The sequence below is a fragment of the Acidimicrobiales bacterium genome, assembly GCA_035533595.1.
Lineage (GTDB): Bacteria > Actinomycetota > Acidimicrobiia > Acidimicrobiales > Bog-793 > DATLTN01.
In genome coordinates this window covers 53,873-65,579 of the sequence record DATLTN010000053.1, presented here as the reverse complement: position 1 = coordinate 65,579, position 11,707 = coordinate 53,873, and the positions used below count along the sequence as shown (strand labels likewise).

Below are 11,707 nucleotides of genomic sequence, written 5' to 3'. Positions count from 1 at the left end.
GCCGCCCCCGGCGCGCTCGTAGCGCGCCCGCCCGGGCAGCGCCCGGTCGCGGAACTTCGCCGGCAGCCGCGAGGTCCACAGGTCCTTCGGTTCGAGGACGTGCGAGTCCCCCGAGAGGCGGGTGATGTCCGGATGCGGGATCTCCCCCATGCTTCCCCCTTCGCTGCTGCCGGCCTCCGTCACCTGGCCGCACCCTAGGAGACGATCCGCCCGTCGTCATCCCCGAGGGCGTCGCGGGTCGCGGTCTCCGGCTACGGGGCGAACGCTCGCCGCTCGCCGCGGAGCGACGACCGCGCCTCGCGCAAGAGCGCGTAGGCGTGCCAGTCGACGACCGCCGCGATCGCGAGCGCGACCGCCGGGTCGAGCCAGTCAAAGCCGCCGGTCGCGAGGATCACCGCCCCCGCCGTCGCGACCCCGAGGGCGGAGGCCGCGTCCGCCGCCGTGTCGAGGAGCACCGCCTTGTGGCTGAGGCCCTCGTCACTGTCGTCGTCACCGTCGAAGTCGACCCCGAGGACGAGCACCGCGCCGATCATCACGACCGCGGCGAGCGCGCTCATCACGAGCACCGGGAGGCCGTGCACGGCGGGGGTGCGCGCGACGAGTCGCTCGATCCCGGTCGCGATCACGAGGAGGCTGAGCACGAACAGCCATCCCGCGTTCACCGCGGCAGCCAGCGCGTTCGCCTTCGGGAAGCGCGCCGTGAGCCGGATCGCGATGACCGCGACCCCGATCGCCGCCGCGTCCGCGAGGTAGTCGACTCCCGCCGCAAGGACGCCGAGCGAGTGTGCCGTGACGCCGACGTAGGCGAGACCGCCGACGAGTGCCAGGTTGAGGGCGAGCGCCACGAGCAGGCGTGCCGAGCGGGTCATCGCCCGCGATCCTCTCGCAAAGCGGGCCGCGGGCCGGAGCAACCCGGCCGCGCGGCGCGCGCGTCAGGCGCGAGGGGCTGCGAGGATCGGGGTCGTCCGCCTCACGGGGCGCAGGGGTAGGGGTTCCAGGGCTCCTTCTGGGTGTTGGTGGCGACATCGGCGCCTGAGGCGCTCGAGGGCACGGTCGTCACCGTCACCGCGCCGCTGTCGCCGGCGGCGGTGAGCGTCGCGGGGGTCGGGCCCGTCAGCGCGGCGGTGAGCGTGGCGTGCGGCGTCCCGAAGGAGATGAACTGGTTGATCATCTGCTCGTCGGCGCTCGCCGCGGGGAGGAGCACGTCCGCACCGCCGGGCGTCGTCCAGGGGATCGTCGGGAGGGTCTCGGTGCTGAGCCCCGAGGAACCCATCGCGTGGAAGAGCTGCGCAAGGCTGAGGAGCTCTCCTTCGGTGAGCGACTTGTCGAAGATGAGGTTCTTCGTCGCCGCGCCGAGGAGGCTGTTGAGACGGGTCGGGCTGCCGACCACGTCGCGAAGGCGCGGCAGCAGCGCCCGGAAGAAGGCGTCCTGACGCTGGATGCGGGAGAGGTCGCCGAGGCCGTCGTAGTGCCACACGCCGCCGGTCTCGTAGGAGAGGTCGCGGCTGCGGACGAGGGCGAGTGCCTGCGAGCCGAAGACGAGGTGGCAGCCCGTACGGGTGATCCCGAGGTGGGAGTTGAGGTCGCGCACCGGGTCGGGGAAGTTGAGGTAGATGCCGCCGACGGCGTCGACCATGTTCTGCAGGCCCGGGAAGTTCACCTCGACGACGTTGCTCACCGGCAGGTGGAAGGCGTTCGTGATCGTCTGCACGAGGAGCGAGGGCCCCGAGTTGAAGGCCGCGTTGATGCGGTTCGGGCCGGCGATGTCACTCGTGCCGGGGATGTCGACGTAGGTGTCGCGGGGGATCGAGAGCAGCTTCACCTGGTGGGTCGCGGGGGAGATGCGAGCGACGATGATCACGTCGCTGCGCTGTCCGCCGACGCTCGAGGAGGAGCCGTAGGCAGAGGAGTCGAGCTTGGTGGTGGCGAAGCTGCGCGAGTCCGAGCCGATGAACAAGACGTCGAAGGGCTCGTTCGCGACCCGCTCCGCCAGCCCGTTCACGCCGACCTTGGCGATCTGGTCGAAGCGCCAGCGGCCGTAGGCGAAGAGGCCGGCGGCGAGGAGCACGGCGATGCCGAGGAGGGAGCCGAAGCTCAACAGCAGGCGGCGGCGGATGCGCTGGCCGCGGCTGCGCGCGACGGCCGCCCGGCGGCGACGGTCGCGGCGCGAGCGCGTCGGTCGGTCCCGCCGCTCCCCGTTGCGCCGCCGGCCGTCGCCCCGCCCCGTGTCGTCGCGGAACTCCTCGTCACCTTCACGGCGCGGCGAATGAAGCGGTGCGGAACGTCGGGGGGCCACGGCGAAAAGGGTACCGGCCGCATGCAGGAAATCCGTGTCATGCCGTGCTCGGTGCGCGCGGCGGCTCCTCGGTTCAGTCCTCGGCGCCCTCGCCGCCGGGCGCGACGTTCCCGACGAGCTTCTGCAGCAGCTGCAAGAGCTCGGCGCGTTCGGTGGCGTTCAGTCGGCGGATGCGGGGGAGGTTGCCGAAGAAGTCGTGGTCGAGGCCGGCGCGGATCTCCTCGCCGTAGGGGGTGAGGACGAGGAACTTCACCCGCCGGTCGCGCTCGTCGACCTCACGACGGGCGAGGCCGCGGTCCTCGAGGATGCGCGCAGTCGCGGTGACGAAGGAAGGGTCGTAGCCGAGGCGGTGCGCGAGGGCGCGCATCGAGATCGGCCCCTCGGGGTCGAGGTGACGCAGCACGCGCGCCTGGCTCGGCAACAGGGAGAAGGGGGCGATCGCCCGCTTCATGTCGCGGGTCATCGACCGCAGCACGTCGTGCAGCGTGGCGAGCAGCTCGCGCTCGAGCGCGTCACTCGCGGCCTCGTCGCCGCGGTGCGGCCGCTCGGGTCGCGGCGGAGTGAGCCCGGTCGTGCGCATCGCTAGGAGCGTAGGCGGGATGGTGGCCGACAGCCCGGCGTCTCAATTGGGGCCAGCGGTGATCCAACTCGAACGGCGGCGCGGGCGCCGGTCGAACGTCGAGGATGGTTCGGGGCGCGCGCGGGGAGCGCGTGGCGCACCACGAGCCGCGGCGGAGCCGTGGCGCGGAGTGCCGATCAGCCCTCGGCCGACCATCCAGCGACCGTCCCACGCGTGGTCCTGGGCGTGGGACCAACTCATGCGGTCGTTTGACAAGTGACAACCGTAGGGGGTAATTAATTGAAAAGTATCTCCGGCTACGATAGAAATCGCAGGGCAACATCGAATCGGACGCCTTGGGGGATGCAAGGCAAGTCAAGGGGGGGAACATGTCTCGATCGAAGATCCTTGTCCGCGCCGCCGCCGCGTTGCTTTCGTCCGCGACGTTGCTCTCGACAGCGTGCATCGCCTCCGCGTCGTCCCGGCCTCAGGCGACGCCATATCCCATCGCGATCGGTGTCGTCTATCCGTATTCCGGAGGTTCGGGGTTCATCGGCCTCCATGCGCAGTCCTCGACTTTCGCCGCGGCAGATGAGATCAACGCGGACGGCGGCGTACTCGGCCACAAGATTGCCGTAGACCCCGTCGACACGAAGGGCGACCCGGCCGATGCCCTGACCAATGTCGCGAAGTTCGTCGCCACGACCTCCCACATCTTCTTCCTGATCGGACCAGGCTCAGACTCCGGGCCGGAGATCGTTCCGGTGCTGAACACGGACAAGCTCGTCATGATGTCCGCGGCAGGGCAATCTGAGTTCGATCGAAGCCACTACCCGTACTTCTGGCGGGCTGTCGCGCCCGATGCGGCGAACGGGGTCGCGATGGCGATCTACGCGAAGCAGCAGGGCTGGCTGCGGGTCGCGACGGTGTTCGGGTCTGACCAGGGCTCACAGGGAGACCTCCCGGGGATTGTCGCCGGCATCAAATCGCTGCATCTCAACCTAGTTTCGGAGCTCAATGTCTCCCCGGACCAGCCGTCTTACCAGTCAGAGGTCGCGCGCGTCGTTGCCACCAACCCTCAGGTGATCTTCACGGAGACTGACCCCACCACTGCGGCGACGTTCTTCGGGGAGCTGACGCGTCAGCACACTGGCACCATTCATTTCATCGCGACACAAGCTGGGGTGCAGACAAGTTACATGGACCCGTTCCGATCGGGCGTCGGCGCCACGCAGTTCGCAAAGGAATACCTCACGGTCAGCAATGCTGCGGCCAAGCCCAACGCGTCGACGGCACAATTCGAGAAGTCGCTTCTCGGCACCAAAGCGCTGGGGCAAGTCCCCGACCCGTCGAAGTATCTCACGAGCCCCAACACGGCAAACGGGTATCAGACGGTGGTTCTGAGCGCGCTCGCAGCGACGGCAGCCAAATCCGTGACGGGCTCGGTCTTCAACAAGGAGATCATGTCCATCGCGAACCCCGGTGCGGGGAAGACGGTCGTCTATACGTACGCACAGGGAGTGAAACTCCTCAAGCAGGGCAAGTCGATCCGTTACATCGGTCCCGGCGGGCCATTTGACTTCAACACGTATCACAACTCGTACGGCGGCCAGGTCGTCGAGGGCGTCGACGCGCATGGCAACTACGTCGAGCGGGCATTCATCTCCGCACAAAAGATCCAGAGCAGCTGAGCAACGGCCCGGCGGTAAATCACCGTTCGCTCTGAGGTCGCGCCCACCGGGGTCTCAGAGAGGCGAGGCAGACCCCAAGGCTCTCATGGCACCGAGTAGTTGTCTCGTCCAGCCCACGACCATCCGGAGTGCGCAAGTTGCATCTACTGGTGACGAGCATCGGGTTCGGCATCGTCCAGGCGGCGATCCTCAGCATCGCAGCCATCGGTTTCTCGCTCCAGTTCGGCATGACCAACGTGCTGAACCTTGCCTATGGCTCCTTCATGACGGTCGGTGCGTTCACCGCTCTGCTCACCACCGAGCAGGGGCTGTCGATCTGGGTCGGAGTCGTGATCGGATCGATCGCCGTGGGATTGCTCTCCCTTCTGGTCGGGAGGGTGGTCATCCGCCGATTTGCCAGCCGAGGGGCGCGGTTGTTCGAGATGGCGATTGTGAGTGTCGCGATCGGCCTGATCATCGACTACATCATGGCAGCGATCACGCGCAGCGAGATATTCCAGTTCGTCTTCCCGTTGGGCGGGAATCACGATGTGGTGGGCATGATCTTTACGAGTACACAGCTGTATATCGTCGCCACGGCGCTCGCGACCGTCGCTGTCCTTGAGGTAATCCTCCATCGCACCAAACTGGGAATCGGGATTCGCGCCAGTGCTGCAAACGGCCAGCTGGCCCGGGCCTCTGGGATCCCTACGGAGCGCGTGGTTCGCCTGACTTGGTTCGTATCGGGAATGCTCTGCGGCCTCGGCGGGGCCCTGTTGTCCGTCAGCTATCTGAGTGTGTCGTTCGTGACGGGGACGAACTTCCTGCCCTACATCCTCGCGGCCGTCGTGGTCGCGGGGATCGGTGCCATCGGCTACGCGGCGCTGGCCTCGCTCGTGCTCGCCCTCGTCATTCAGATCGCCGGCTCGTTCGGCGCGGGATCGTTCAACGTTGCCATCGCGGTCGGCGTGCTGCTGCTGATGCTCCTGGTGCGTCCGCGAGGCTTCTTCGGAGAGCTCTGGGAGAAATCGGAAGCGATGGGCTAGTGGGCTAATGAACTTTTACCTCTCCCTCACTGCGGTGTACTTCGTCGTCTACGCCATGGGCGCACTGGCGCTCAATCTGCAGTTCGGCCTCGGCGGCATCGTCAATTTTGGCTTCATCATTTTCGAGTCGGCAGGCGCCTATGCGGCCGCACTCACCAGCGTGGGTTCGTCAGCGACGGGAGTCGCCCAGAGCGAGACATATTTCTGGGGAACGAGCCTCCCGTTTCCGTTGCCCCTCATCGTTGCCGTGCTCGTAGGCGGTCTCCTTGCGGCAGTCATCGGGCCGGCAACCATGCGGAAGATGCGCCGCGACTACCAGGCGGCGGCGATGCTCGCGATCGCCATCATCGCCAACCAGCTGGTAGGGAACACAAGCTCGTTCCTGAACGGAGGGAACGGCATCGCGAACATCCCTGCGCCGCTTCGATCGGTGTTCGGCTCTTCCGTGGCCGCCTACGACTGGGCCTATGTCGCATGGTCATTTCTCCTCGGCGGTGGAGTGTTCCTCCTCTGTCGCTGGATCAGCATCTCGCCGTTCGGTCGCGCGGTTCGGCTCCTGCGGGACGACGAGGAGGCCGCGGCGTCGTTAGGGATCAACGCCTGGTCAGTTCGGATGCGCCTCTTCGTCGTCGGCGGCATGATCGCCGGCCTGACGGGCGGGCTCCTCGTCGAGTTCATCGGTGCGTGGTCGCCGTCTGCCTGGAACTATCAGGAGACCTTCGTCCTCCTCCAGGCAGTGATCCTTGGCGGTGTCGGCAGCGAGTACGGCGCGGTCTTCGGCGCCTTGATCGTGGGCGTGATCCTGCTCCAACTGCCGTCCTTCCTACCGGCAATCGGCTATCCGGGACTGATTGACTCGCTGCAGTGGATCCTCATCGGGGTCGTCTACCTGGCGGTGCTGTGGTTCCTGCCGCAAGGCACGTTCCGGGAGCGTGCATCGCTTCGACTTGGTGGGCGGGCTCCACCTGAGAAGGTGGGTCCGCTCGGCCAGGAGTCCATCCGAATAACCGGGCCATCCGGTGCGACGACGAACGAGGGCCCCGCTCAGTGACCGGCATTCTTGGTGTGGGCTCGGCCTCCCTGACGGAGGGAGGGGCGACGCCGGGGACACCGCTGTCGGGGACAGAGATTGTCGTGCACTACGGCGGCGTCGTTGCCGTCAACGGCGTAACGGTCCGCGCCGCCGCTGGCGCGGTAACGGGGATCATCGGGCCGAACGGCGCCGGGAAGAGCTCATTGATTGCGGTGCTGGCGGGCGCGCAACGCCCCGCCAGCGGGCGCGTCCTGCTGGGGGAGAGGGACATCACCCACCTGCGACCGCACCAACGCTCTGAGTTGGGCCTCCTTAGGACCTTTCAGACGGCCAGAATCTTTTCGCGACTGAGCGTGCTCGAGAACGTGATCGCTGGGACCAAGTCGCCGAGCGCCGAGGGCCTGGTGTCGGCGCTACTCACCCGAAGGAAGTGGCGATCTCATGAGCGCGCCTCGACGGAACGAGCTCTCGGGTTGCTTGCCGAGTTCGGGATGCTCGACCAGGCCGAGCGGCGGTGCGGTGAGCTGAGCGGCGGCCAGCGAAGGATCGTTGAATACCTCAGGGTCCTGATGGCGCGGCCGAGCGTCATCTTGCTCGACGAACCGACCGTCGGAATGGCCCCGTGGCTGGTGGCTCGACTAGCCGACGATCTGGCGACGCTGCGCTCCAGCGGCGTATGTGTCGTGCTTGTTGGCCACGAGATGGGCTTTATCCGACAGGTCTGTGATGTCGTGATCGTGATGGCGAATGGCGAGGCGATCGCCGAAGGTTCCTTCGACGAGGTCGCCGAGAACGACCTCGTTCGCCAGGCATATCTCGGACGGCGGGCGGGGCCTCCGTCGTGAAACCCGAATCGTCCGAGGGCACCTCAACCGAGCGCCTGCACGTGGCTGGCATCGCGGCCGGCTATCGGGAGCCGGTTGTCGTAGGGGTCGAATTTTCGGCCGGTGCTGGTGAAATTCTCGCCGTCGTGGGGGTGAACGGCGCAGGCAAGAGCACCATCTTGAAAGCGATCATGGGCGACGCCCGCGTCTTCGCGGGGAAGGTTTTCCATCAGGGCGAAGACGTCACCGGCTGCAGCGCAGACATACTCGCCCAGCGCGGCGTGGGTTATGTTCCGCAGCTAAATGATGTGTTCCCGGGGCTTTCGGTGATTGAAAACCTGAGAATGGGAGGTTACCTACTCCCACGTCACATGACCGCCGAGCGCATCGAAGCCTGTCTCGAGCGGTTTCCGCAACTGAAGTCCAAGCGTGGATCCTCTGGGCACAAGCTGAGCGGTGGCGAGCGGAAGCAGCTCGCGCTCGGCCGAGCGCTGATGACCGAGCCGACGCTGCTCTTGCTCGATGAGCCGACCTCCAACCTGTCGCCAAACCTCGTGGATGAACTGCTCTTCGAAACGGTCCCGCAGCTCGCAAGCGAAGGGCGCACCATCGTCATCGTCGAGCAGAGCGTGGAAGCGGCGCTCAGTGTGGCCGACACTGCGTGCCTCATCGGTGGGGGCCGCATGCTCCGGGCCGGCGATGCGAAACACATGCTCGAGCTGGTGCGAACGCACGGCCTGCTCGCCGAATCGGTCGGCGTCGATCCCATGATCTCCGATGAGCCCCTCGAGGGCGGTACCCCGTAAGCGCGCTTGGTGGAGGTTGGTCCAGCGACCGAATCCCGCGTGCCGGCCGTCGGGTTCGGTGGGATTCGGGTTCACGCGGCCAGTGGGAGCGGCGTTGCGGTGACAGGCTGAGCGAGCCGTGCGGGCCTCCGTGGTGGAAGGGGATGCGCAACCACCGAAAGTCCTGCGGCGCCGGCGTCGCGGACACCCCGAAACCGCTCCTCACCCACTCCATGGAGTTTCTCAAGCGAAGGGGTAAGGTGGCTCGACGCTGGCACGACGCGCGAGCTACCCGGCCCCGGCCGCCCCGCAACGAGCGGGTGCGGAGGAGCCCCGACGCCCGCTCGTAGCGCCTCGGTCCTGGAGATCCAATCGAGGAAAGCGAGGCGCGGATGACCAGTGCCTACGAAGAAAAGGTGATTCCGGCACAGGAGCTCCTCGACGTCGCGCGGGCGGCAGCGAGCACCCCCGAGCGGCAGCGGACCTTCGTCCGGGAGCTCTCGGGCAAGTACTCCGACATCTACAAGAAGCTGATCGACGCGCCGCGCGTCATCCCGGCGAGCAGCAAACCCTGGGCCGGCGGCCCCCAGATGTACGGCAAGACCCTCATCGACCCGGACTCGGTCGACTTCACCCAGCTCTTCCACTGCCACTTCGAGCTGCTCGCGCCGGGCGCGAAGAGCCAGAAGCACGGCCACATGAACACCGCGGCCTTCTACATCCTCGAGGGCGACGGCTACGACGTCCACGACGGGAAGAAGTACCCCTGGCAGGCGGGCGACGTGTGCATCGTCGAGCCGGGCTGCGTGCACCAGCACTTCAACGCCGACGACGCCAACCCGGCGAAGATGCTGATCATGAAGTCCAAGCCGGTGTACCTCTTCGCCAACCTCGGCTTCCAGGGCTTCGTCGAGCGCGCCCCGAAGGAGCCGCTCCCCGGTTTCGAGGACTGGCTGCCCCAGGAAGTGATCGACCAGGGCGGGCCCGTGGACCACGGCTACTCGGGCGGCTGATCGCCACCGACGCAGCGATCAGGGGGCCGGGCAGCCCGGAAGGACTCGCGAAAGGGAATGCCGTGAAAGAAGGGGATCGATTCGACGGGACCGGACGCCAGGGGAGCGTCCACTATCAGCGGGCGCTCGCCGAGGCCGAGCTGATGAAGGTGCAGCGCCCGTCGTTGCAGAGCATCGTGCGCCCGGAGGACCAGGAGTGGGAGGACAGCCCGCAGGGCCGCCTCAAGCACCTGATCAACGACCACATGGGGACGACCGAGTACGCGCTCGACATGTACATCCAGGTGATCGAGCCCGGGGAGCACTCCGGCAAGCACCGTCACTTCTCCGAGGAGGTGATCTACGTGCTCGAAGGGGAGGGCTACGACCTGCACTGGGACCCCTCCTTCACCGTCGACGTGGACTACACCTGGAGCTGGGCGGACGAGCCGAAGAAGCTCGAGTGGAAAGCGGACGACTTCATCTGGATCCCGCCGTACGTGAACCACCAGCACTTCGCGGGGCCGAACGGGCGGGTGCGCTTCATCACCGCGACCGCGCGCTTCATCAAGGCCCTCGGCTTCGACGGACTGGAGCAGATCGAGTCCGTCTGAACGAGCCTTTCGACAAAGATGCGCGCGTCCGGACCGCGACATGTGGGTGAAGCGTCCGCGCGCTAGTCGTGAAGTGCCTGTCACAACTTTCACGCGATATCTGACCATTCACGCAGTGCCACCAGATGGTGGCCGAGATGCTCGACCTCGGCGGCCTCGACATGCTGCGTCACGGCAACCGCTTCCCCCGCGAGCTCTCCGGTGGGCAGTGCCAGCGGGTCGCGATCGCGCGGGTCCTCGTCGCCTCGCCGGCCATCGTGATCTGCGACGAGCCGGTGACGGCGCTCGATGTCTCGATCCAGGCGCAGATCCTCAACCTGCTCGCGGAGCTGCGGGAGCGGCTGCATCTCACCTACCTGTTGATCGCGCACGACCTGATGGTCGTGAAGACGCTCTCCCAGCGGGTGGGGACGATGTACCTCGGGCGGCTCTGCGAGGTCGCGCCGACCGCGACGATGTTCGAACGCTCCGCGCACCCCTACACCGCAGCGCTCCTCTCGGCGATCCCGCCGCGGCCGGGGATACCGACGACCGTCGGCCGCATCCGGCTGCAGGGGGAGCCCCCCTCACCGCTCGACCCGCCGAGCGGCTGCCGCTTCCGGACCCGCTGCCCGCTCGCCGCGCCGGTCTGCGCCGAGGTGACGCCCGCGCTCACCGACGTGGGGGAGGGGCACTCCGTGGCCTGTCACTTCCCCTTCGCGATCAACGAGCACGCGAAGGTGGCTCCGGCGCCCGCGGCGAGGAGCTGAGCGCCCCGCCCGCGGGCGCGCCCGGCTTCAGCCGCCGGTGAGGGCGCGCCAGAGCTTCGCGTACATCTCCTCCATGTCGTGGATGCCGTTCCAGCGGCTCCCGACCGCCGAGTGCGGGGTGAGCAGCACGTTCGGCCGGCCGAGCAGGGCATCGTCGGGGGCAGCCGGCTCCTCGTAGCCGACGTCGAGGGCGAAGCCCCCGAGGTGGCCGGAGTCGAGCGCCTCGAGCAGGGCGACGCGGTCGACGAGTTCGGCCCGCGCCACGTTCACGAGGACCGCGCCCGGCTTCATCGACGCGAGCGCGCGGGCGCCGATGAAGCCGCGCGTCGCAGGCGTGAGGGGGAGGTTCAGCGAGACGTAGTCCGCCGTCGGGAGGATCTCCTCGAGCGAGCCGTAGCTCGCGTGCAACGCCCACTCCTCGACGGCCTCCACGCGGTGGCGCTGGAAGTAGCGCACCCGCATCTCGAAGGCCGCCGCCCGGCGGGCGATCTCGCGGCCGATCTCGCCGAGGCCGACGATCGCGAGGGTGGCGCCGGCGAGGGTGCCGAGGCCGGGGATGCGGGCGAAGTTCGAGTTGCCGGTGTAGCGGCGGTCAAAGGGCGTCGGGTCGAAGCCCGCCGCGACGAGGCCCGCGGCGGTGACCACCCCACCGACCTCGGGGAGTCGCTTCGCGAGGGCGAGCATGAACGCCATCGCGTGCTCGGCGACAGCGACGTTCACGTGACGGCGCTGCACCTCGACGCGCACGCCGGCGCGCTGGCAGGCGACGAGGTCGACGTTGCTCGGCAGCGCGCCGAACTTGAGGACCGCCCGCAGCCGCGGCGCGACGGCGAGCTCGGCTTCCCCGACGAGGAGGCTCTCGACGACGATGGCGTCGGCGCGGGGGACCTTTTCTGCGAAGTCCTCCTGCCCCAAGGCGAAGAGCACCTCGGCGGGGAACAGGCCCGACAGGCGCGCCCGCAGGCCGTCGCGCCAGGCGAGGAAGTCGCGCACGTCGTGGCGGTACCACTCGACGACCGCGGCCTCGTGCTCGGCGCTCGTCGCCGGGTCGAGGATCACCGGCACCGTGCGCAGGATCGGGTCTTCCTCGACGACGATGCAGACGCTCACCGGTCTCCCCCCTGGCCTCGGGGGAGATC

At 67.8% G+C, this 11,707-nt stretch carries 12 protein-coding genes; 8 read left to right on the top strand and 4 right to left on the bottom strand.

Features of this window, described 5'->3' with window-relative positions; translation table 11 throughout:
* Window positions 1–251: 251 nt before the first annotated feature.
* From VNF07_10275 to VNF07_10265, 3 genes are all read right to left on the bottom strand, one after another.
* Window positions 252–869: a cation transporter gene (locus VNF07_10275; GenBank protein HVB06617.1), complete on the bottom strand. Its 618-nt coding sequence runs from the start codon at window positions 867–869 to the stop codon at window positions 252–254.
* Window positions 870–970: 101 nt separating this feature from the next.
* Complete coding sequence (locus VNF07_10270; protein HVB06616.1) at window positions 971–2,296, bottom strand: LCP family protein; 1,326 nt, start codon at window positions 2,294–2,296, stop codon at window positions 971–973.
* 73 nt (window positions 2,297–2,369) lie between these two features.
* Complete coding sequence (locus VNF07_10265; protein ID HVB06615.1) at window positions 2,370–2,876, bottom strand: MarR family winged helix-turn-helix transcriptional regulator; 507 nt, start codon at window positions 2,874–2,876, stop codon at window positions 2,370–2,372.
* A 368-nt stretch (window positions 2,877–3,244) separates the two neighbouring features.
* On the opposite strand from VNF07_10265, the gene VNF07_10260 reads away from it, so the two are divergent.
* The 8 genes from VNF07_10260 (at window position 3,245) to VNF07_10225 (ending at window position 10,568) form a co-directional block, all read left to right on the top strand.
* On the top strand, window positions 3,245–4,546 hold the full coding sequence (locus VNF07_10260; protein HVB06614.1) for an ABC transporter substrate-binding protein: 1,302 nt from the start codon (window positions 3,245–3,247) through the stop codon (window positions 4,544–4,546).
* 149 nt (window positions 4,547–4,695) lie between these two features.
* Window positions 4,696–5,571: a branched-chain amino acid ABC transporter permease gene (locus VNF07_10255; GenBank protein ID HVB06613.1), complete on the top strand. Its 876-nt coding sequence runs from the start codon at window positions 4,696–4,698 to the stop codon at window positions 5,569–5,571.
* Window positions 5,572–5,578: 7 nt separating this feature from the next.
* Entirely contained in the window at window positions 5,579–6,622 is a 1,044-nt protein-coding gene (locus VNF07_10250; GenBank protein ID HVB06612.1) for a branched-chain amino acid ABC transporter permease, read from the top strand.
* Complete coding sequence (locus tag VNF07_10245; protein ID HVB06611.1) at window positions 6,619–7,449, top strand: ATP-binding cassette domain-containing protein; 831 nt, start codon at window positions 6,619–6,621, stop codon at window positions 7,447–7,449. The genes VNF07_10250 and VNF07_10245 overlap by 4 nt, the downstream gene beginning before the upstream one ends.
* Window positions 7,446–8,234, top strand: coding sequence for an ATP-binding cassette domain-containing protein (locus VNF07_10240; protein ID HVB06610.1), 789 nt, complete (start codon window positions 7,446–7,448; stop codon window positions 8,232–8,234). Before VNF07_10245 ends, VNF07_10240 begins: the two co-directional genes overlap by 4 nt.
* A 371-nt stretch (window positions 8,235–8,605) precedes the next feature.
* On the top strand, window positions 8,606–9,226 hold the full coding sequence (locus VNF07_10235; GenBank protein HVB06609.1) for a cupin domain-containing protein: 621 nt from the start codon (window positions 8,606–8,608) through the stop codon (window positions 9,224–9,226).
* Window positions 9,227–9,288: 62 nt separating this feature from the next.
* Window positions 9,289–9,819 carry a hypothetical protein gene (locus tag VNF07_10230; protein HVB06608.1) on the top strand — a complete coding sequence of 177 codons (531 nt, stop codon included), beginning with the start codon at window positions 9,289–9,291 and terminating at the stop codon, window positions 9,817–9,819.
* A gap of 125 nt (window positions 9,820–9,944) precedes the next feature.
* Window positions 9,945–10,568 (top strand): ABC transporter ATP-binding protein, encoded by a 624-nt coding sequence (locus VNF07_10225; GenBank protein ID HVB06607.1) that lies wholly within the window; start codon window positions 9,945–9,947, stop codon window positions 10,566–10,568.
* Between the two features lie 27 nt (window positions 10,569–10,595).
* On the opposite strand, the gene VNF07_10220 is transcribed toward VNF07_10225, so the two are convergent.
* Window positions 10,596–11,678 carry an NAD(P)-dependent oxidoreductase gene (locus tag VNF07_10220; protein HVB06606.1) on the bottom strand — a complete coding sequence of 361 codons (1,083 nt, stop codon included), beginning with the start codon at window positions 11,676–11,678 and terminating at the stop codon, window positions 10,596–10,598.
* Window positions 11,679–11,707: the final 29 nt, after the last annotated feature.

Excerpts from the sequence above, each read along its gene's own strand:
- VNF07_10235 (HVB06609.1), top strand. The coding sequence starts at position 8,606 with ATGACCAGTGCCTACGAAGAAAAGGTGATTCCGGCACAGGAGCTCCTC.
- VNF07_10260 (HVB06614.1), top strand. The coding sequence starts at position 3,245 with ATGTCTCGATCGAAGATCCTTGTCCGCGCCGCCGCCGCGTTGCTTTCG.
- VNF07_10275 (HVB06617.1), bottom strand. The coding sequence starts at position 869 with ATGACCCGCTCGGCACGCCTGCTCGTGGCGCTCGCCCTCAACCTGGCA.
- VNF07_10265 (HVB06615.1), bottom strand. The coding sequence starts at position 2,876 with ATGCGCACGACCGGGCTCACTCCGCCGCGACCCGAGCGGCCGCACCGC.
- VNF07_10250 (HVB06612.1), top strand. The coding sequence starts at position 5,579 with ATGAACTTTTACCTCTCCCTCACTGCGGTGTACTTCGTCGTCTACGCC.
- VNF07_10225 (HVB06607.1), top strand. The coding sequence starts at position 9,945 with ATGGTGGCCGAGATGCTCGACCTCGGCGGCCTCGACATGCTGCGTCAC.